20 protein-coding genes are annotated in these 19,848 nt (G+C 63.4%); 2 read left to right on the top strand and 18 right to left on the bottom strand.

Annotated features, from left to right (window positions below):
* The first annotated feature begins 1 nt into the window (after position 1).
* A complete protein-coding gene (locus EPO61_09615) occupies positions 2-793 on the top strand; it encodes a hypothetical protein (GenBank protein ID TAJ08353.1) in 792 nt (263 codons plus the stop codon).
* Between the two features lie 9 nt (positions 794-802).
* Here the strand turns inward: EPO61_09615 and EPO61_09610 are convergent, their stop codons facing one another.
* The 8 genes from EPO61_09610 to EPO61_09575 all read right to left on the bottom strand — a co-directional run bounded on the left by EPO61_09610 (position 803) and on the right by EPO61_09575 (position 7,707).
* Positions 803-1,513, bottom strand: a complete 711-nt coding sequence (locus tag EPO61_09610) for a pseudouridine synthase (GenBank protein ID TAJ08579.1) — start codon at positions 1,511-1,513, stop codon at positions 803-805.
* Between the two features lie 386 nt (positions 1,514-1,899).
* Complete coding sequence (gene speB / locus EPO61_09605) at positions 1,900-2,826, bottom strand: agmatinase (protein ID TAJ08352.1); 927 nt, start codon at positions 2,824-2,826, stop codon at positions 1,900-1,902.
* Between the two features lie 8 nt (positions 2,827-2,834).
* Positions 2,835-3,410 (bottom strand): arginine decarboxylase, pyruvoyl-dependent, encoded by a 576-nt coding sequence (locus EPO61_09600; GenBank protein TAJ08351.1) that lies wholly within the window; start codon positions 3,408-3,410, stop codon positions 2,835-2,837.
* 204 nt (positions 3,411-3,614) lie between these two features.
* Positions 3,615-5,051 (bottom strand): aldehyde dehydrogenase family protein, encoded by a 1,437-nt coding sequence (locus EPO61_09595; GenBank protein TAJ08350.1) that lies wholly within the window; start codon positions 5,049-5,051, stop codon positions 3,615-3,617.
* A gap of 44 nt (positions 5,052-5,095) precedes the next feature.
* The gene (locus EPO61_09590) at positions 5,096-5,374 is read right to left on the bottom strand and encodes a hypothetical protein (protein TAJ08349.1); all 279 of its coding nucleotides are present in this window, start codon (positions 5,372-5,374) and stop codon (positions 5,096-5,098) included.
* Between the two features lie 88 nt (positions 5,375-5,462).
* Entirely contained in the window at positions 5,463-6,059 is a 597-nt protein-coding gene (locus EPO61_09585; protein TAJ08348.1) for a hypothetical protein, read from the bottom strand.
* A gap of 133 nt (positions 6,060-6,192) precedes the next feature.
* Positions 6,193-6,561: a peptide chain release factor-like protein gene (locus tag EPO61_09580; GenBank protein ID TAJ08347.1), complete on the bottom strand. Its 369-nt coding sequence runs from the start codon at positions 6,559-6,561 to the stop codon at positions 6,193-6,195.
* Between the two features lie 48 nt (positions 6,562-6,609).
* Entirely contained in the window at positions 6,610-7,707 is a 1,098-nt protein-coding gene (locus tag EPO61_09575) for a deoxyhypusine synthase (GenBank protein ID TAJ08346.1), read from the bottom strand.
* Positions 7,708-7,883: 176 nt separating this feature from the next.
* On the opposite strand from EPO61_09575, the gene EPO61_09570 reads away from it, so the two are divergent.
* On the top strand, positions 7,884-9,251 hold the full coding sequence (locus tag EPO61_09570; protein ID TAJ08345.1) for a DUF3365 domain-containing protein: 1,368 nt from the start codon (positions 7,884-7,886) through the stop codon (positions 9,249-9,251).
* A gap of 89 nt (positions 9,252-9,340) precedes the next feature.
* Here the strand turns inward: EPO61_09570 and EPO61_09565 are convergent, their stop codons facing one another.
* The 10 genes from EPO61_09565 to EPO61_09520 all read right to left on the bottom strand — a co-directional run bounded on the left by EPO61_09565 (position 9,341) and on the right by EPO61_09520 (position 19,795).
* A complete protein-coding gene (locus EPO61_09565; protein TAJ08344.1) occupies positions 9,341-9,580 on the bottom strand; it encodes an RNA-binding protein in 240 nt (79 codons plus the stop codon).
* Positions 9,581-9,732: 152 nt separating this feature from the next.
* The gene (locus EPO61_09560) at positions 9,733-9,924 is read right to left on the bottom strand and encodes a hypothetical protein (protein TAJ08343.1); all 192 of its coding nucleotides are present in this window, start codon (positions 9,922-9,924) and stop codon (positions 9,733-9,735) included.
* Between the two features lie 115 nt (positions 9,925-10,039).
* Positions 10,040-10,453: a hypothetical protein gene (locus EPO61_09555; protein ID TAJ08342.1), complete on the bottom strand. Its 414-nt coding sequence runs from the start codon at positions 10,451-10,453 to the stop codon at positions 10,040-10,042.
* A gap of 35 nt (positions 10,454-10,488) precedes the next feature.
* Complete coding sequence (locus EPO61_09550; protein TAJ08341.1) at positions 10,489-10,815, bottom strand: hypothetical protein; 327 nt, start codon at positions 10,813-10,815, stop codon at positions 10,489-10,491.
* Between the two features lie 385 nt (positions 10,816-11,200).
* On the bottom strand, positions 11,201-11,464 hold the full coding sequence (locus EPO61_09545) for a hypothetical protein (protein TAJ08340.1): 264 nt from the start codon (positions 11,462-11,464) through the stop codon (positions 11,201-11,203).
* A gap of 598 nt (positions 11,465-12,062) precedes the next feature.
* The gene (locus EPO61_09540) at positions 12,063-13,157 is read right to left on the bottom strand and encodes a chemotaxis response regulator protein-glutamate methylesterase (protein TAJ08339.1); all 1,095 of its coding nucleotides are present in this window, start codon (positions 13,155-13,157) and stop codon (positions 12,063-12,065) included.
* Between the two features lie 54 nt (positions 13,158-13,211).
* Positions 13,212-16,403: an EAL domain-containing protein gene (locus EPO61_09535; GenBank protein ID TAJ08338.1), complete on the bottom strand. Its 3,192-nt coding sequence runs from the start codon at positions 16,401-16,403 to the stop codon at positions 13,212-13,214.
* Between the two features lie 12 nt (positions 16,404-16,415).
* The gene (gene cheD / locus EPO61_09530) at positions 16,416-17,144 is read right to left on the bottom strand and encodes a chemoreceptor glutamine deamidase CheD (protein TAJ08337.1); all 729 of its coding nucleotides are present in this window, start codon (positions 17,142-17,144) and stop codon (positions 16,416-16,418) included.
* Positions 17,090-17,905, bottom strand: a complete 816-nt coding sequence (locus EPO61_09525) for a protein-glutamate O-methyltransferase CheR (GenBank protein TAJ08336.1) — start codon at positions 17,903-17,905, stop codon at positions 17,090-17,092. The genes cheD and EPO61_09525 overlap by 55 nt, the downstream gene beginning before the upstream one ends.
* 81 nt (positions 17,906-17,986) lie before the next feature.
* Positions 17,987-19,795: a methyl-accepting chemotaxis protein gene (locus tag EPO61_09520; protein ID TAJ08335.1), complete on the bottom strand. Its 1,809-nt coding sequence runs from the start codon at positions 19,793-19,795 to the stop codon at positions 17,987-17,989.
* Positions 19,796-19,848: the final 53 nt, after the last annotated feature.

Raw genomic sequence — 19,848 nt, 5'->3', positions numbered from 1 at the left:
GATGTTCGGAGATCGCCTGACATGGAGGATGCTGCGCCCCACCTGGGGTCAGTTCCTGGTCAGCTTATCGGTCGCCAGCCTGGGCCTCTTGGGCGCCGAAGCGCTCAGCCAGGTGGACCGTGACCTGCGCATCATGTACACGGAGTACACGCTGGCCGCGACGGACCTCGCGCACATCTCGGCCGACGTCATCCGTTACCGCACGTCGGTCGTGCGCGCGCTGGAAGCCCCGAGCCAAAAGGAATTCGAGAAGATCACCAAGTCCCTGCCCGAGCGGCACGCCCGCATTCAGCATGCGGTGGACCGCTACGCCTCCGCCAGCCTGCGCGTGTCGCGCAGCGGTCGGAGCGAACCTCAGGATATTCAGGCGGTGCGGGAAAGCCTGGACGCCTACTTTTCGGCGGCCAGCCGGACCATCAACCTGCTGACGCAGGTGTGGATCGCCAAGTCGCCCCAAGAGGCGGCCGAGCTGCGGCATCAAGCCGAACTGCAGGCCGCGGACAACGCCGGCCCCAAGTTGATTCAGGTCAGTCTTGCGCTGGACCGCCTGCTCGAGACCGTGGCGGATGTGGCCAAGGACATGCGCGACGAAGGAACCCGCACGATCCGGAACACGAGCAGCTCCCTCTTGATCGGCAGTTTCGTGATTGCGTTGCTGAACCTCTTCGTCGGGCTCCGACCGGCTCCCACCTCCGTCTCGCCCAGCCAGCCCCTCATCCGCACCGAGCCCAAAGAGCCCACGCCTTTCTCCCTGCCGCTGGAAGGCACGGATCCGGGAGTCTCCCGAAACTAGTCCGCAGATTTATGAGGGCGCGCCTTTTTTGACGCCGAGCGTCTCCATCAGCAGGGCCTGTTCATGCGCGGAGAGATTTGCCCACTGTCCCACTCCGAGCCCCTGAATCGCAATGTGCATGATCCGGACCCGGTGGAGCGCCACGACCCGATAGCCGAGCGTCTGGCACATGCGGCGTATCTGCCGGTTGCGTCCCTCGGTGAGGACGATCCGAAACTTGCGCGGGCCGAGCCGTGCGATGGTGCAAGGTCTCGTGGGCTTGCCCAGGATGACGACTCCACGCGCCATCTGATCCAGAAACGCCTGGTCGAAGGGGCGATCCACGAGGACGAGGTATTCTTTCTCGTGGCCGTGCTCCGCGCGCAAGATCCGGTTGACGATATCGCCGTCGTTGGTCAGCAGAATCAACCCGGAAGAATCCTTGTCGAGCCGGCCGATGGGGAAAATCCTGGCCGGATGGCCGATGTAGGCGATGATGTTGTCCGGCACGTCCGGCTCGCTGGTCGTGGTCACCCCCACCGGCTTATGAAATTTGATGTAGACCGGCCGGTTTCCCCAGGGCACCACCAAGCCGTCCCGGGCAATGACATCGCCGGGACGGACCTGATCGCCCAGCACCGCCAGGCGCCCGTTGATGGTAATGTGCCCGCCCTCGATCAGCCGGTCCGCCTCCCGCCTGGAACACAGCCCCTGCTCCGTAAAGAACTTGTTGATCCGGATCGCGGCAAGCTCGCCCCCTTGTTTCTTCCGCTGGGCCGGTGTCGGCTCAGTGGCCGATGACCGGCCTGCCGTACGTTTGACCAGTTTCTTCATAGATCCTATGACGAGGTCGGAATAAACTACCGTCGCAGTTAGATAACAGCTGGCTTTCCCTCTAGGCTGCTGAAAAAGGCCGCCTTCTCACCCGCCCACCCCTGGCGCGCCAAGACGCGCCTTGCCCCGTGGCAAGGCCGCGGGGAGTGAGGCCCCCGAGGAGGTCCATACCAAGCTTCGCTTGAACCGCTCGCTTCGATCACCTGCGAGCGGATAGGTACGTTGCCTCTCGCCTTGCCGTACGTTGAGGGGTTCGAGCGACCGAGAACAAAGTTGGGGAGCGTTTTCCGCGCCTACCTGCGGCCGGCGCGGATGCGGCCCAGAATGCGATAGATCAGGCGAGCGATGGCAAACTGCGGCGCAGCGAACCCCTCGATCGGCGCGATCTCGCTCACATCCATGCCGACGATACCCGGCCCGTCGGCCAGGGCCGTGACCAGGGTCAGCGTGTCGTACCAGCCAAGCCCGCCCGGCTCGGGCGTGCCCAGCGCCGGCACCAGCGACGCATCCAGCCCATCGCAGTCAAACGTCAGATAGACGGGGCCGCGGCAGGCCTTGACGACCTCGGGCACCCAGTGGACCGCCTTGCCCTCATAGGGACCGGAGGGGTCCAGAATCTTCGCGGCGAAAAAGGTGCTGATGGACTCGGTCTTGGCGATCAGGGCGATCTCCTCGGGCGAGATCGAGCGAATCCCGACCTGCACGAGGGGAAGCCCGTCTTCCACGACCCGGGCCATGACGCTGGCGTGGCTGAAGGGGTTATCGTGATAGGCCTGGCGCAAGTCGCCGTGCGCGTCGATCTGGACCACGCAGAGGTCCGGGTATCGTTTGGCATGGGCGCGGATGGCGCCCAACGCGCCGGTATGCTCTCCCGTCAGTGTCAGCGCAAAGCGGCCTTCCCCGACGTGCGGCTGCACGAAAGCTTCGATCGCCTCCACCGCCGCCCGGTCTACCTTGCCGCCCAAATCCAGCGGAACCGCGGTAGCCACGCCGCCCCACTCGCGGTAGGGCTCGCGGTCGAGCGTTTCGTCGTAGAGCTCGACCTGCTGGGAGGCTTCAATGATCGCGGAAGGTCCCCGGTCCGATCCGAGAATGTAGCTGGAGGTATGTTCGTAGGGAGCGGGCAGGACGCGGACGCCGGCTCGGTCTGGGTGACACCAGGGCTCGTCGAGGCCGAGAAAATTCTCGTCCACCCCGAGCCACCCAGCGGGAAGCGCCATAGGCCGGCTTACCTCCGGGAACGCGTTTTCTTGGGCAGGTTTTCGAGCGGAATAAACACCGCCAAGGCCACGACCGTGGTCCAGCGATTGGCCTTGCCGATCGCCGACTGGGTGATGTTCATGGTCCGGACGATCTTGCCACCCATCTTGAACACCTGTTCCCGTTCTTTCCAGGCCAGGTTCGAATCGAACTCGATGCCCAACGTGGTGGCGAGCATCTGCGCCGCCAGATCTTCCGTGTACTCGCCGGTCTCTTCGTCCGTCTCGCCGTGGGCATGGTGTTCGGACAGATAGCCGTAGATGCGCCGATCCGTCGGGATGGCCAGGCCGATGGAGGCGGACACCAGCCGGTTGCGTTCGTTGGTCTCCGACCGGGCCATGACGCAATGGGTGATTTCACCGGGATTGAGCAGGGATTCGCCCCGTTTGCGCGGGATGATTTTGCACTCCGGCGGGAAAATGGAGGAGACGGTCACGAGATTGCAGTAGGCAACCCCGGCGCTCCGTAAGGCCAGCTCAAACGACGAGAGCTTTTCCTTGTGGACTCCCACGCCCCGCGTCAGGAACATATGCGATGGAACCATCGTGACTCCCTCCTGCCTCATGATCGGCACAGAAGCCCAGGCTCACAGCCCCGGCTTCCGTCTTCGCAGAACGGCCGAACGCCACGCCATTGATACAGACGCACAGGGTCGCAGTTGTATCAATTTGCCGAGGTTTCCGCAATACGGCGGGAAAGTTTTTTTCAGACCGGCGGCCAGACACAGACCGCGAGGCCGGGCAGGACATCAGATCGGCCCGGAATCTTTCAGATTGAGCACCAGCAGTTTGAGCTCGGTCATGTCCTCGATGGCGTAGCGGACCCCCTCGCGGCCGAGCCCGGAGGCTTTCACGCCGCCGTAGGGCATGTGGTCGGCCCGGAAGGTGGGAATTTCGTTGGCCAGCACGGCCCCCACGTCCAGATCGCGGTAGGCGCGAAAAATGCGGTCCACGTCCCTCGTAAAGACTCCGGCCTGCAGGCCGAACTCGGAATCGTTCAACGCCTCCAGCGCGTCCTCGAAGCGCTTGTACCGGGAGAGGGTCACGACCGGCCCGAACACTTCCCGGCAGGAAACTTTCATGTCGGGCGCCACATCGGCCAGCACCGTCGCCTCCACGAGCGCACCGGTTCGCCGCCCGCCCGCCAGCAACGATGCGCCTTGCGCCACCGCTTCGGCCACCCAGGCTTCCACCCGGCGGGCCGCCGCTTCGTCGATCAAGGGACCGATCACGGTGGCGTCATCCGACGGGTCCCCGACCGCCAGCGCCGCCACGCGATCGAGCAGCGCTTGCACGAACCGATCATAGGCCGCCTCGTGCACGAGGATCCGCTGCACCGAGATGCAGGTCTGCCCGGCATAGGCAAAGCCGCCGGTGGCACAGCGCTGGGCCGCCACCTCGAGGTCCGCATCCGGCTCGATGATCACGCCGGCATTGCCCCCCAACTCCAGCACCACCTTCTTGGTCCCGCACTTGGCCTTGAGCATCCAGCCCACGGCCGCGCTGCCGGTGAAGCTGAGCAGTTTCACGCGGGGATCCATCGCCATCTGCTCGGCGACGGCATTGTCGCAGGGCACGACGCTGAAGGCCCCACGGGGGAGCCCCGATTCCAGAATCACCTCGCCCAACAGCAGGGACGTGAGCGGGGTCTGGGGGGCCGGCTTCACCACAATCGGGTTGCCGCAAGCCAGGGCCGGCGCTACTTTGTGCGCGACGAGATTCAGCGGAAAATTAAAGGGGCAGATTCCAAGAATGGGGCCGATCGGCACGCGCCGGGTGATGCCGAGATAGGAGTCTGTGCCGGGAGTCAGGTCCAGGGGGAGCACGTCGCCGGGCAACCGCTTGGCTTCTTCTGCCGCGATCACAAAGGTCTGGATCGCCCGGCCCACTTCCCGTCGCGCATCCGCGATCGGTTTGCCGGCTTCCGCAGTGATGGTTCGGGCGAACTCCTCGCGCCGGACGGTCAGGCTTTCCGCGATCTTGTTCAGCGCGCCGGCCCGGGCATGCGACGGGAGGCGTCGCATGGAGGTACAGGCCACCATCGCCGCCCCAATGGCCTCGTCCGCCTCCGCCTTCCCGGCCAAACAGACGTCCGCCACCGGCGCGCCTGTGTACGGGTTCCGCACGGAAGCGGTCACGGCCGAGGAACGCCACTGTTGGCCGATCAGGAACGGACGCGCGCCCATCGCATCCTCACGGCACCCCCAGGAACAGGCCCGGAGGCAACCCGTTATTCAGGTAATTCGACCGCAGAGAAGTCGTTGGTCTGGACCGGAGGCAGACTCACATCCTGTTGCGCCACCCGCGCTTTGGCAATGAGTTCGTCGGTCCCCCAATCCTGGATCGAGTCCACGGTAAAGGCTTCATACGTGGAGACCCCGTGGCAGGTCGGACAGTCCGGCATCGGCACCTTGCGCCGAAAGACTTCGCTCAGGCAGGACATGCAGACCAGCAAATCCGGCTCCCCTTCTCCACATTCGACCGGCCAAAATGCTTGTTCGTGCGCCATGATTCCTTTCCCATGTGCTCCCGCGATGATGCGGGTCCTGCCGGAGAGCATAGGCTCCCCGCGCAGGGAATTCAACTCCCGAGCCGACTCAACGCTTCCCTTTTGCCCCTTCCCCCAACAGGCGATCGATCTGCTCCTCAAACACGTCGAACGGGAAGGCGCCAGGGATGACCACCGGCGGATCCTTCTCGGACGAGTCGGTCCGAACAAGAACGAATCCCGGCGTCCCCCGGAAACCCAAAATCGTCCCCTCCGCCCGATCCCGAAAGATGTCATCCGTGTGGCGCTCTTCGCGCATACATTTGGAGAAGGCCGGCAGATCCAGCTTGATAGCTTTGGCGTGGCGTTGCAGGTCTTCCGCGCCGAGCCGCCGGTCGCCCCACAACTCATCGTGCATGGCCCAGTACCGGTTCTGCTCGCCGGCACAACGGGATGCGAGCGCCCCGTCCAGTCCCGGCCCCTGGAACGCCCTCGGAAAGTCCCGATAGGAAAACCGGACCTTGCCGGTGTCCACATACTTGGCCTGAATGCGCGGCCAGGTTTCCTGAAACCACTTTTGGCAGAACCCGCAGGTGAAGTCGGAATATTCGATGAGAGTCACCGGCGCCTTGACGTTGCCTCGCAGCCGGCCGTCTTCGCGCAGCAGAAAATCCAGGCCCTCCCCGCGCACGTCCGCTGCGGTCATCAAGAGGACAACCGTCACAAGGCACAGGGAGCCATGCCACCGTGGCCGCCTCGGATGTAGGCGGGGTTTTGACAATGTCGTCGGTTCTGTTCTTTTCACGTGTCCCCTGTTACCGCTGCCTTAGTACCGTCTGTTATTCTTCGTTTCGCGCGGTGGTGCGCAGCCGCTTGGCCGCCTGGCGCCGTTTCTTTTCGGCCAACCGACGTTCGACCGCGCCTTTCGACCGCCGTGTCGGTACCCGCTTGGCCGGCACCCGGTTCAACCGCTCCAGCCTGGCGATCAGCCGCTCCCAGGCCACCGCCCGGTTGCGGTGCTGCGAGCGCGACTCGCTCGCCGTCACCTGCACACCCGAGGGTACATGCAGCAGCCGCACCGCCGAATCCGTCACGTTGCGATGCTGGCCGCCGGGCCCCCCGGCGCGACAGGTCTCCACGACCACCTCGCGCGCCAACCGCGCCGGGTCGGTACTGTACGGGGGTGGGACAGGGCGTGGTGCGGGCATCTTCATCCGGATCGAGGGTCCCGCCAGGCGCGTACCGCTTGGCTCGGCTCAGGACTGGGCCGGTTTGTGACGCAATCGTTCCAGCAGGCCCACCATCAAGAGCGGCCAGACCACCGTCGCATCGCTCAACACTTCCGCAAACCGGCCGCCTTCCTCGGGAGGCACGAACTTCCCCCAGGAAATGCCTTCCTGGTAGGTGCAGCCGCTGAGCCCCCCCCAGTAATCCGGCTCCGGGCAGATCCGGACCCCGTACTGGAAGCGCGGCGGCTTGACGTCCAGGCCCAACCGGACATTGCTGATCTCCACGTAGGGGGCGACTTGCTGGGCCCAATTCCTGGGCACCCCGCCGCCGATCGTCACGATGCCCAGCCGCTTGGCGGACAGCATCCGGTCGGCATAACTGTTCAAGTCCAGATAGGGATTGAAGGAGGGCTGCACCTGGTGCAAGGCGCGCAGCACCGCGGCATCGTCCTTGGCCTGGCTGCGGGCCCGATCCAGCGCCCGCCCCATCGCCCAGGTCGCCACGTCGAGCCCCATCTCGGAATCGGTAAACGCCGGGATATAGACCGGCACGTTCTTGATGTAGGCGCTCTTGAGGATGCCGGTTCCCTCATGCTCCTCGACCAGGGTCTGGCCCAACTCGCGGGTCAGCATCTCGGACGACAGCAGTTGATCGGGAGAAATCCGCTTGAGCGTCCGCGAAACGACCTGCTCGACATAATTCAGGTTGGATTCCATCTCCAGCGTGTCGTAGACGCGGTTGTAGCCTTTCTGAAACAGGTCCTGATCGGTCATGGCCGGATCGTGCCGGTAATGGGTCTTCCCCACCGACTCGCTGAGCCCATGCGCGATGAGCGCGCCGGTCGACACCACGGCCTGGACCATCCCGTGATCGATCATGCCGCTGATGATCTTGCCCATCTTGGCGATGGTCATCGCGCCGGACAGGGTCAGCACGACATGGCAGTCCGGGTCTTCGATCATGGCCCAGAGCACCTCGAACGCCTCGCCGAGACGGCGCCCGCCGAACGCGGTCTTCCGCATCGCGACCAGCAGGTCCGAAAACGATCGGATGCGTTCGGGATCGAGCGACTCCAGCGCTTCAAGCCCGTCTTGGGCCCCGTCGTGAAACTCTCGCGGTTGCATAGACAGCTGCTCCTCGAGTCCTGCTGCGCACACTGCGGCGCGTACATTCCTTATACACAACCCCTCTGCTGCGCGTCAATTCAACCCAACGCCGCACCGCAGGGTCATGCTCGTTACCGTGTCTTCGCTTGACAATACACCGGAACCTGCGATGATGCATCGCAGACCTGTGGTGAATGCTGATGCCCCTTCCCGGTCTTCAATGGGTGCGTGAACGGTCCGTCGGCACCAAGCTCGTCATTCTGCTCCTCCCGATCATTGCCGGATTCGTCCTCGCCCTCGAATGGTACTTTGCCTGGCACCGCGATATGGCCAGGGTGGAAGAGTCCGTCAGGCAACAGGCGCAGATGGTTGCCACCCAAATCATGGCGGACCGGACCTACTATGCCACGGTCGTGATTCCCCTCATCGCGCAAAACGGCGTCGCGGTGACGGATCGCTACCATGACATGCCCGGAGCCGTTCCCCTGCCGGTCACGTTTCTGCGGGAAGTGTCCGAAGCGATCCGCGACAGCCAGAAGCATTACACCGCGGCACTCCTGAGCCCCTGGCCCATCAATAAGAACCAGGGCCTTCGCGATCCGTTTCAGCAGGAAAGCTTCGCCTATCTCTCCCAGCACCGCGACGGCGTCTTCAGCCGGATCGAAGTGGTCAACGGACAACGGACCTTGCGGTTCATGAAGGGCGACTTCGCCTCCGCGCAAGTCTGTGTCGACTGCCACAACGCACACCCCGACAGCCCCAAGCATGATTTCCAATTGAACGATCTGATGGGCGGCATGGAGATCCAAATCCCCATCGAGTCCTGGCTCATCAAAGTGCGCCGAGACGAAGGCATGCTGTTGATGTGGGGGGCGGGCATCTGCATCTTGCTCGTGGGCGTGATCTGGTACGGGGTGCACCGGATTGTGACCAAGCCGCTGGGCGTGCTCACCCGGCTTATGAAAACACTGCTAACCGGATCGACCGGACTGCCGTCTTCGACCGAACCCCACGGCGCGCGGGGCTCGGAGTCACGCGACGAGGTCAAGTCTTTGTGGAAAGCGTTTGCCGAGATGGAACAGATCATCAAGCGGCAGCACGGCGAGTTGCAATGGACAAACGTGAAGCTCAAGGAGCAAGTGGCTGAACGCACCGCCTTGCTGCAACGGACCTTACACGCATGGCTGAAGACCGAACAGAGCGCCAGGGGGCTGATCCAGGCTTCCCCTATGCCCATCATTCTGACTCAGCCGGACGGCCGCATCGAGGCGATCAACGAACCCGCGTTGCAAGGATTTGAGTACGACGCGGTTGCGGTTGCGGGAAAACCGATCACCCTCTTGATCGCCGAGCCGGATTGGCTGCGCGTCGTGGCCCAACTTCGGCAGGAAGCCGACCCGCAAGGGACTTCGGGGAAACCTCTGGCCGTGCAACTGCAGGGACTGCGAAAAAGCGGCCGGCGGTTCCTGGTTCAGGCGGCCCTGTCCATCATCGGACAGACCGGCGACCAACGCCTGTTGATCACTATGCCCGACCTGAATGACATACGGCCGAGCGCCTGACGTCGTGCCTGCCAGACTGTGTCAACGTCGGGCACGGCGCCGCGCCCGACGAGATTCGACGGCAGACGGTCTGCGGCACCGGCATCGGATTAGGCCAAGAAACATCGCAGCCTCTGCCCCTCCAGCAGGATGGCATTGAGCGCGGCGACGACGTTTTGACTCTCCTCCGCCGATCCCATCTCGACAAACCCATACCCGCGTGACTTGCCTGTCCACTGATCGGTGATCACAAGCGCCGACTTGACCGTCCCGTGCGGAGCACACAGTTCGCCCAATTGCTTGTCCGTGACGAGGTCCGACAAGCCCCCCACATATATCCTCTCCGCCATGACGTTCCCCATCGAGCGCGCCTCGGCACTGCTCCGGTGCAGACCTCGGGTACACTGAGGACTGCGTGAAGATGTTCACCACGCTCGGTTGCTTGAGACCGCCGGATTCGGCTCGCGCGCACACGAGTCCGACCGGTCCTGTTCGTGACGTGCTATCCGATCGGTTGGCCGACTGGCTGGGCAGGCGGTTTGGGAGCCTGGTCCGATGACGCCTGCAGCGAGACCTTCAGCGCCTCAATCGCCCTCGCAACGTCGCCTTCCGTCGATCCGAACCGATCCCCCATCACCTTGATGGCTTGCTGGATCGCTTTCGTCATATTCGCGATGCGCTCTTCGGGTGTCATCACCCATCTCCTCGTCGTTCCCGCAAACTGGGGATCATCCTGTCCTGCGGCAGCGCTATGGCTTTCCGACGCCCGCAGGTCCTGCCCACACTGCAGGCGTCGGAGTTGGTCCGGCCTATTTCTCCTCGGTGTTGATGACCAAGCCAGAGCCGGCATCGATATGCACGACCATGAGGCCCTGCTCGGCCGTCAGGATCTCAACTTCCCACACCGTCTTGTCCTGTTTCTTCCCCAACTCGGCCTCGATCACCTTGCCGGGAAAGTTCTCGAGCGCAGTCTTGATGGCTTGCTCGACGGTGACGGTGGCCACCGTCGCCATCGCCACCACCTGCTTGTTCTCCTCCTGTTTATCCTGGCCTCGGTCCTTGCTCCAGACGAGCCCGCCCACGACCAATGTTACTCCCATGGCGATTCCTACCGCGATACGTGTCGTGTGCATCATGTCCTGCTCCTTGATGTGAGGCCGAAAGATGGAGGTCTGGTTGCGGGGCCCCCTGCAACCGGACCGTGGCGTATGGGGAAAAGCCATTCGGAGAACGGCCTTCCTCTTGCGCGAATCGACGGCTAGTTCTTGGGCATGCGCGTTGCTTCGGCGACCGGCGGCATGATTTTGATGTTGGGTCCTTGCACCGTCGGCAGTCGGCCGGCGCCTTGCGACTGCAGCTTTCTGCCGTTATTCGAGTCCGCGAGCGCCTGGCCCGTATGCGCATCCTCCGACGCGGCCGAAGCCTTGAGGGACTGCGTCTGCGTCAGGTTGACCTGCCCTGCATCATTGGCATTCCCGCGAGCCGGATAGCCGGGATGTTTGGGCAGCAGCGCCGGATTCGCCAGAACCAGCGAGGCCGTCCCGACCAACACGAGCCCTGTCAGCACGATCGTAGAGAGTTTCATGACTGGCACTCCTTTCAGCGACGTCGCCACACTTGGCTCGGCCAGGGACGATCCCGATGCGTCACCGGGAAGTCTGCCCGCCACAGCCGCGACTCGATGGGTCAGCATTCCATAGTCATAGACATACGTGTACAGCAACACCGCACCTATGGCCCCACCAAAGAGGATGGCGGAGGCCGACAAAGGATGGTGCGTGATCCAGGGAATTATCATCTGCGCATCGTTCACGATTGCCCTTTCTGCCGCCGCCCCAACAAAGCATGACGACACACGTGCCCTCGGAGCCTGCCGGCACAGGAAGATCCGCCGCCTGTCGGCCTCTCCTCAGCACAAGATGCCCCACGGCCACGTGCCTGGCCTCACCAGCAGGAGGCAACGCGCGTGCTCAGCGACCGGGCACGGCTTGGAACGATGCCCGGGCCGCCTCGTCCCGCTTGCAGCTTTCCTCGGCAAACATGCGTTGACCGGCGCTGGCGTCCTTGGGAATTCTGGCCAGACAGGCCGGCAGCGTATCTTCGACTGCACCGGACGCCACGAGGCCGAGCCCGCTCAACGGTTCCGCGGCTTGCGTCGGCCACGCGACGCTCCCCAGAATCAGCACGAGTGACGCGACGAAGACCGATTGTTTGATGTGGAATACGCTTTTCATGGTGCCTACCTCCCTTGTGTGGACTCGAACGTGGTTCCGCCCCTTGCTACCGCCGCACGATCAGCACTCTCGACGTTCCTGCCCCCAAACGGACGGTTGACGAGGCAGACATACGCCTCCATTCCCATGCCGGAGCGAGAAATGCGAATACCCTGGGACCTAGTGGTTACCCATGACGATCACGCCTCAGAGAGGCCCGACCGAGGAGCGGCGGAGACTGGGGAATCAGACGCGCAGGAAGAAACCAGAAGCGCGAGGGATAGGACAGTCAGCGAGGCTCAACACATTACGCGTTCACACTACAGGCAGAACGCAGCGGCGTCAATGCTGGTCGTACGCAGTGGTGCTGTAAGGCCATGATTCCGTGCGGTTTTATATTTCCGTGTTGGCAAGTCGACGGTCGGTTCGTCACCGGCTGGCTGCGGCCAGGCATCGGCTGACGCTCCGAGGTGCGGCACGATCGCTTCAACTTGCCTCCGTGCAATCGACGGTCCGTGCCTCCCAACAAGCCTGCGCCTCACCCGATATAGAGCACGCCGGGCAAATCTTTCATGTCTGCCTCGCCTGTGATGCGGACATCATCGGACCTTCCACGCAGTTATTGCGTGCGGACGTAAACCATGACGGACGAGGGAATCTGCGACAGAGGCAAGATCTTGTCCACGCCGCCCATCTTGATGGCTTCCTTGGGCATGCCGAACACCACGCAACTGTCCTCATCCTGCGCAATCGTATACGCGCCGGCCCGCTTCATCTCGAGCAGTCCGGCCGCGCCGTCTCCCCCCATGCCGGTCAGAATCACGCCGACGCTGTTGCCGCCCGCGTGTTGCGCCACCGACTGGAACATCACGTCCACCGAAGGACGGTGCCGGTTCACCGGCGGCTCCTGGTTGAGCCGAACCGAATAGCGGGCTCCGCTCCGCGTCAGCGTCATGTGGTAGTTCCCCGGGGCGATGAGCGCATGCCCGGGCAGGACGCTGTCGCCGTCCTCCGCCTCCTTCACCGAAATCCGGCAGAGGCTGTCCAGGCGATCGGCAAACGTCCGGGTGAACTTTTCGGGCATGTGCTGGGTGATCACGATCGGCGGCATGTTCGGCGGCAGGTCTTGCAACAGCTCCCGAATCGCCTCGGTTCCGCCGGTCGACGCCCCCACGGCAATGATCGTGTCGGTGGTCTTGAGCATGGCCGTCGGCACACCCGATGCGGAGACAGGGGGCCGGGGGGATGTGGGGCTCGCCCCAGCGCCGCATCGCCCCGTCGCGGTGTCGCCGCGCCGCCCCAGACGCCACACCTTGGCGCAGGCCGCCCCCTTGACCTTGGCGATCAAGTTCCGCGCCTGTTCTTCCATGCCGTCGCGCAGGTCGATCTTGGGCTTCGTAAAGAAATCCACCGCCCCCAGCTCCAACGCCCGGAGGGTCGTCTGACATCCGGTCTCGGTGAGGGAGCTGACCATGACCACCGGCATCGGGTGGCCGACCATCAGCTTTTCCAGGAACGTGAGCCCGTCCATCCGGGGCATCTCGACGTCCAGCGTCAGCACATCGGGACGGAGCGCCTTGATCTTCTCGCGCGCGATGTAGGGATCCGGCGCCGTCCCGATCACCTCGATCTCGGAGTCTTGCGACAGCAATTCCGTCAGAATTTGCCGCATCAGCGCCGAGTCGTCCACGATCAGAACCCTGATCTTCGCCATGTTCCGTTCCCTTGCCCGCCCGGCAAACCCCAGGGTACGCCTCGCGCCGTCGCGTCACGACACCAACGCATGTCCCTCGCGCTGGGTCAGCCACGCGGCCAGATCGCCGGCCGGCACCGGGCGACTGAAATAATAGCCTTGCATTTCGAAGCACTGCTCCGTTTGCAAGACGGCTCCCTGCTGTTCCGTTTCTACGCCCTCCGCGATCACCTCCATCTGGAGACTGCGCGCCAGCGCAATAATCGCCTTGACGATCGAGGCATCCTTGGCGCTGGTGGTGACATGCCGGACGAAGGACTGGTCGATTTTCAAGGCATTGACCGGCAGGTGCTTGAGATAGCCCAGCGAGGAATATCCGGTTCCGAAGTCATCGATCGACAGTCGAATGCCCAGCCCATGCAACGACTGCAAGACGTCGATCGTCCGTTCCATATTGCGGATCAGCAGGCTTTCGGTCAACTCCAACTCCAAGCAGTGCGGATCAAAGTCCGTTTCCTGCACGACGCGGCGGATCATCTCGACGAGGTCGGGCTGCAGGAACTGCCGGTTCGACAGGTTGACCGCCAGGCGCAGCGGCGGGTGCCCGCTCGCCTGCCAGGCCTTGACTTGCGCGCAGGCCGTGCGCAGGACCCATTCGCCGATCGGCACAATCAGGCCCGTGTCTTCGGCCAAGGGGATAAAATCGTTCGGCGGCACCAGCCCACGGTCCGGATGCTGCCAGCGGGCCAGGGCTTCGACGCCGACAATCTTCCCGCTCCGGACATCGATCTGGGGCTGGTAGTGCAGCACGAACTCCTGCCGTTGCAGCGCATGCCGCAGCCCCGTTTCCAACCGCAGCCGTTCATCCGCCCTATTATTCATGTCCGGCGCATAGAACTGGAACGATCCCCGGCGTTCTTTGGCGGCATACATGGCGGCATCGGCGTTGACCATGAGGCTGTCGGCATCCTTGGCGTCCGAGGGAAACAGTGCAATACCGATACTGCTGGCGACAAACACTTCGCGCCCTTCAATCGTGAACGGGAGCATCAGCGCGTCGAGGATGCGGCGGGCCACCAGCACGGCCTCATCCGAACAGGGAAGGTCTTCAAGGATGATGGTGAATTCATCGCCCCCCAGGCGGGACACCGTATCCGTCGTCCTCACACAGCCCTGCAGTTTGGCGCCAAACGCCTTCAGCAGGAGATCGGCGCAGGCATGGCCGAGCGTGTCGTTGATGAGTTTGAAGCGATCCAGATCCAGAAACAGCAAGGCCACCATCCGTTTCGACCTGCCGGCGCGTGCCAGTGCTTTCGGCAACAGGTTCGTGAACAGGCGGCGATTCGGCAAGCCGGTGAGCGCATCATAGTGAGCCAGGTCGTTGAGTTGCGCCTCCACCTGTTTGCGCCGGGCAATATCGGTGAACGCCACGACCGCCCCCGCGACACACCCATGCTCGGAGAGGGGCGCGGCCGAGTACTCTACCGGGAACACCGTCCCGTCCCTCCGCCAAAACACCTCATCATCCACCCGGCAGGCAACGCCGGCTTGGGATGCCTTGAAAATAGGACAGGCCTCGTCCGGATAGGGAGAGCCATCCTCCCGGCTGTGATGGAGCAGCGCATGCATGCTTCTGCCCAGGACTTCCTCCGGCCGATAGCCGAGCATCGCGGCGCCGGCTTTGTTGATAAAAATGCAGCCCCCCTCCCGATCAATCCCGTAAATGCCCTCGCTCGTGGATTCGAGCAGCGTGCGGGACCGGTTCTCGGCTGACCGGAGCCCGATGATCAGTCGATTCTTCTCGATCGCCGCGCCGGCCGCCAGGGCCAGCGTGGACATAATCTGCTCATCCAACTCCGTAAACTCATCGGCGCCCTGTTTTTCGGTCAGGTAGAATCGTCCCATGATCCGGCCGTGCACGCGCACGGACACGCCGAGGAAGCTGCGCATCATCGGATGGCCGTCCGGGAACCCCACCGAGGCCGGATGCCGGGTCAGGTCCTTCACGCGGAGCACGCCGTCTTGCTCCGCCAGATGCCCGAGCAGGCCTCGGCCTTCCGGCATCTTCCCGATTCGCTGTTTGAGCGCCTCGTCCATCCCCGACGTGATGAATCGCGCGAGCTCCCCTCCCGTTTCATCGAAGACGCCCAGCGCGGCATATTGGGATCCGGTGAGCGTCCGGGCCTCCTCCGTCATCCGCGTCAACAACACGTCGAGGTCCGGCTCGCAGGCAAGCTCTCTCATGGTCGCTTCCAGCGTCTGAATGGCCGTGGCCCGTCCTTCGCTCACGGTCCATTCCTGCCTCAGACGCCTGACGGTCCAGTACAGAAAACCGAGGATCGGCAGGACCACCAACGTCCCCACCACCCCCAGCCGCCACAGCAGCGCGCGAATCGGAGCCAGAATCTCCTCCCGATCCATGCGGACCAGGATGATCCAGTGGTGCCCCATAAAATCCGCGTACCCCTCGGTGCGGGCGTAGCCCGTCACCACCGGCGCGCCCCGACGCTCGTGGGGTTCTTCAACATAGCCCGTCGCTCCCGACAGGCCCAGCAACACCGACGGCACCTGCAGCTGTTGGAGATTGGCCTTGCCTTCTTCCCGCAACAGGGAATCGGCGATCAGCACCCCGTCGCGGCGAAGAAACTGCCATTCGATCGTCCCCGCTCCGCCCAACTGTTCCTTCAGCCTGGCAATGTTCCGCGCACAGATATCCTCCAATTCGGACAGCCCTACGCGTGTGGTCACCGCGCCGAGGAACGTGCCGTGCGCATCGAAGATCGGCGCGGAAAATCCCACCGTCCTGGCCGCGCCGGTCTCTTCCGACGTCGAAAAGTCCGTCACGTGCGCGCTCCGTCCGGCGCGAACAGCCTGGAACCACGCTTCTCCGCTCCGATCTAGCCCCACACTGCCCGGATCGGTGGCCGCCACAATGCGACCATGCGCATCGGTGACTCCGAGCCATCGGTAGAGGAGATAGCGCTCTTTCATCCGATTGAGGTACTGGGTCAAGGCTGCGGCATCGTGCATCTTGCCGGAAAAGGCATCGGCCATCATGTGGACGTCGCCGTACCGTTCAAAGAGAACCCGGTCCAGCGTGTCCGCGATGTCGGCAGCGGCCACAGCCAGACGCTCGCCTGCATCGACGAGAAGACGGTGCTGAACATAGACGAGGCAGGCGGCCGCGGTGACGAGGGTGACCGCGGCCAGCAGGACCACGAGACCGGACTGCCAGGCATAGCGCCCTTGCAAGAGTCGTGTTGCCACGTTCAACACTCCTTAGAACAGCATGATCTCGCCGTTCACGTGCCCCGGTCGCAAGGATGATTGATACCGCTCTTCCCGCTCCAAGATCGTCCGGTTCTTGATGCGCTCGATCTTCTTCATCAACACGCGGCCGGACTCCGTAAAGTAGTACACCTTCCTCGGATACAGGTCTCTCAGGTCGACCGTGACCGGCCGGAACCCTTCTCGTTCGAGATAGTCCAGCACCCACGCCGCATTGGCGGCGCCGATATCCATATTGCTGTCGTAGATCTTGCCTCCGCCGAACACCTTCACCTCCAGCCGGTCCCTGTGCCCTCCGCGCTTGAGGATCTCGTTGACCAGCAATTCCATGGCATAGCACCCGTACCGCGCCGATGCCCCCCACGAGTCGGACCGGCCCTCTCCGCTGGGAACCGGCAACATGAAGTGATTCATGCCGCCGACGCCCACCAGCGGGTCGCGCACACAGGCCGACACACACGAGCCGAGCACCGTGTAGACGATCATCGGCTCCCGGCTCACGAAGTACTCGCCGGGCAGAATGCTCGCGATCTCGTGCGGATACCGTTCGTCGCGCAGGCGCCGGATGTGCGGGAATTCGATGATGGGTGACGCGCGAAGGGTCATCGGTTCAGACACACTCCTCTCCTCACATGGCTCGCTGATCGCCCGCGACTTGTCGCGTCTCACGGCTTCTGATAGATCGTCGGCGCGACGGCAAGAAACGGATGGTCCACCCATTGCAGGCTTTCGGAATGACCGATGAACAGATGCCCGCCCGGCTTCAGATAACGATGGAACTTGTTCACCAGCCGTTGCTGCGTCGGACGGTCGAAATAGATCATGACGTTGCGACAGAAGATGACATCCAGGGGAGCCTTGATGGGATAGGCCTCGTCCATCAGATTGATCCGCCGGAACCGCACCATGTCGGCCAGGTACGGTTTGACCTTGACCATGCCGGCCAGCTCCCCCCGGCCCTTCAGGAAATGGCGCCGGACGGCCTCGGGCGGCAGTTCGCGCACCCGCTCCTCCTCATACACACCGGACGCGGCCTGGGCCAGCACGCGCGTCGAGAGATCCGACGCCAGGATCTTGGCGTCCCATTGGAGCGGCGCCGCCACCCCGTCGCACACCGTCATGGCAATCGTGTACGGCTCCTCGCCGGAGGAGCAGGCCGAGGACCAAATGCGGAGGCGTTTGTGAACGCCGAGCGCCGGCAGGATCCGATCGCGCAGGAACTCAAAGTGCAGGGGTTCGCGGAAAAAATCCGTCTTGTTCGTCGAGATGCAGTCCAGCATCTGCGTGAACTCATCGCCGCCCGGCGCCTCCGACACCTTGTGATAATAGTCACGAAAACTGGCCACCCCCAGGGCCCGCAGACGTTTGGACAGGCGCGCGACCAGCAAGGACTTCTTGCCGTCGCTGAGGCTGATCCCGCTTTCCTCGTAGACCAGCGAGCGAAACCGCTCGAATTCTTCATCCGTGATTGCGTATTCCATCGCGCAAGCCTCGACGATCAACCGGCCGTCAGCGGTCAGCCGGAAACCGGAGGCTGACCGCTGCACGCCGACTGTTCGTGACTAAAACTCCTCGAAGGCGTCCTTCACGGATGGGTGCGCCGTTTTGTGGCCGTTGCCGTTGCCATTGACCCTGTCGGACCCGACTCCCACCAGCTCTTCTTTCGGCGCAGCCGGTTTCTTGCCCGCAGAGGCATGGCCGGCCGCTTTGCTCCCGGACGCATGCGCAGCCGCATGAGGCACAGGCTTGGCGCCCCCCGCCGGACGCTCCTGCGACGGGCCCCGATGAAGCCCTCCCTCCCGGCCGTCGGACACCTTGAAAAACTCCACCACCTGCAACAATTCCGCCGACTGCTGCTGGAGACTTTCCGCAGCCGAGGCGGACTCTTCGACCAGCGCCGCGTTCTGCTGGGTCGTTTCGTCCATCTGCATGACGGCCTTGTTCACCTGCTCGATGCCGCTCGCCTGCTCCTGCGACGCAGCCGCCATTTCCGAGACAATGTCGGTCACCCGCTTGACCGAGGTGACGATCTCCTCCAGCGATTTGCCGCACTGGTTCACCAGTTCGGCGCCGCCGGCCACCTTCTGGACGGACTCGTTGATCAGCCCCTTGATCTCCTTGGCCGCCGTCGCGGAGCGCTGCGCCAGGTTCCGCACCTCCGCGGCCACTACCGCAAAGCCGCGCCCCTGCTCGCCGGCCCGCGCGGCTTCCACGGCCGCGTTGAGCGCCAGCAGGTTGGTCTGGAACGCGATCTCGTCGATGACCCCGATGATGTCGGCGATCTTTTTGCTGCTCTTGTTGATCTCCTCCATGGACGTGACCGCCTGGGTCACGACGTGGCTGCCTTTTTCGGCCGTCTCGCGGGCTGCAATCCCCAGTTGATTGGCCTGCTTGGCGTTGTCGGCGTTCTGCTTGACCGTCGAGGTCATCTCCTCCATGGCCGACGACGTCTCTTCGAGCGCCGAGGCCTGCTCGGAGGTCCGCTGCGACAGGTCCTGGGTGCCCACACTGATCTGGCCGGAGGCGGACGACACCTGCTCGGACCCGTTCCGCACCTCGCCCACCACCCGGGCGATATTGTCCATCATCTGGTTGAAGGCGGCGCCCATCAACCCGATCTCGTCCTTGGTGTCGATCGACACCCGTTTGGTGAGGTCGCCTTCCGCCGCCTTCTGGGCCACGTCATTGACCTGGCTCAACCCGCTCGCGATCATCCGGGCGATCACCCAGCCCAGGAACAGGCCCAGGCCGATCCCGCCAAGGACGATGCCGGTGAGCAGCGCTTTGGAATCGGCATAAACTTTGTTCGCGTCGTCGTACTTCCGCTGCGCCACCTTCATTTTGATGTCGGCCAGCGCATTGATGGCTTCCACCGAGGCCTTGAATCTCCCGGCCACTTCCCCCTTCATCGCGGCCAGCGCGCTCGTCTGATCCCCGGCGAGCAGGGGTTTCAAAATCACATTGTCGCGGGCCGTCAGATAGTCGCCGTAGATCTTGACGAAGTCGTCGTACCCTTTCTGGACCTCCTCCGCCTTGATGGTCTTCGCAAAGACTTCCCGAGATTCATCGATCTGCTTATTGAATTCCCTGACTCTGGCCAACGCCTCCTCCCGGTCCGACGGACTGGTCGTCAGCACCGCGGTCACGGTCTGCGCCCGCATCTGATGGACGAGGCCGCGCAGCTTGGTGAGGGTCATCAGCGGCCTGAGCTGCACGTTGTAGATGTTGTCGGTGCTGTCGTTGATGCGGCCCATGTTCGTGAGGCCCGTGTACCCCACGAAGGCCATGATGCCGCCGACCAGCGCGAAGCCCAGCATGAGCTTCGCCATCGTCTTCATATTGCCGAACCAGGTAAACATGTTCGCCTCCATAGTTGAAGAATTGAAAAACGCTGCTATGAGTTGAACCCCGTTCGAACGCTGCG

The organism is Nitrospirota bacterium, assembly GCA_004296885.1.
Classification (GTDB): Bacteria; Nitrospirota; Nitrospiria; order Nitrospirales; family Nitrospiraceae; genus SYGV01.
Note: the sequence above shows the minus strand (reverse complement) of the source record. Positions and strands in the feature narration are given on the sequence as shown.

Coding starts and splice junctions, on each gene's coding strand:
- EPO61_09560 (TAJ08343.1), bottom strand. CDS start 9,924: ATGACACCCGAAGAGCGCATCGCGAATATGACGAAAGCGATCCAGCAA.
- EPO61_09550 (TAJ08341.1), bottom strand. CDS start 10,815: ATGAAACTCTCTACGATCGTGCTGACAGGGCTCGTGTTGGTCGGGACG.
- EPO61_09570 (TAJ08345.1), top strand. CDS start 7,884: ATGCTGATGCCCCTTCCCGGTCTTCAATGGGTGCGTGAACGGTCCGTC.
- EPO61_09590 (TAJ08349.1), bottom strand. CDS start 5,374: ATGGCGCACGAACAAGCATTTTGGCCGGTCGAATGTGGAGAAGGGGAG.
- EPO61_09575 (TAJ08346.1), bottom strand. CDS start 7,707: ATGCAACCGCGAGAGTTTCACGACGGGGCCCAAGACGGGCTTGAAGCG.
- speB (TAJ08352.1), bottom strand. CDS start 2,826: ATGGCGCTTCCCGCTGGGTGGCTCGGGGTGGACGAGAATTTTCTCGGC.
- EPO61_09615 (TAJ08353.1), top strand. CDS start 2: ATGTTCGGAGATCGCCTGACATGGAGGATGCTGCGCCCCACCTGGGGT.
- cheD (TAJ08337.1), bottom strand. CDS start 17,144: ATGGGTGGACCATCCGTTTCTTGCCGTCGCGCCGACGATCTATCAGAA.
- EPO61_09565 (TAJ08344.1), bottom strand. CDS start 9,580: ATGGCGGAGAGGATATATGTGGGGGGCTTGTCGGACCTCGTCACGGAC.
- EPO61_09545 (TAJ08340.1), bottom strand. CDS start 11,464: ATGAAAAGCGTATTCCACATCAAACAATCGGTCTTCGTCGCGTCACTC.
- EPO61_09525 (TAJ08336.1), bottom strand. CDS start 17,905: ATGGAATACGCAATCACGGATGAAGAATTCGAGCGGTTTCGCTCGCTG.
- EPO61_09580 (TAJ08347.1), bottom strand. CDS start 6,561: ATGCCCGCACCACGCCCTGTCCCACCCCCGTACAGTACCGACCCGGCG.
- EPO61_09540 (TAJ08339.1), bottom strand. CDS start 13,157: ATGGCGAAGATCAGGGTTCTGATCGTGGACGACTCGGCGCTGATGCGG.
- EPO61_09555 (TAJ08342.1), bottom strand. CDS start 10,453: ATGGCTTTTCCCCATACGCCACGGTCCGGTTGCAGGGGGCCCCGCAAC.
- EPO61_09600 (TAJ08351.1), bottom strand. CDS start 3,410: ATGGTTCCATCGCATATGTTCCTGACGCGGGGCGTGGGAGTCCACAAG.
- EPO61_09595 (TAJ08350.1), bottom strand. CDS start 5,051: ATGGGCGCGCGTCCGTTCCTGATCGGCCAACAGTGGCGTTCCTCGGCC.
- EPO61_09520 (TAJ08335.1), bottom strand. CDS start 19,795: ATGGAGGCGAACATGTTTACCTGGTTCGGCAATATGAAGACGATGGCG.
- EPO61_09585 (TAJ08348.1), bottom strand. CDS start 6,059: ATGACCGCAGCGGACGTGCGCGGGGAGGGCCTGGATTTTCTGCTGCGC.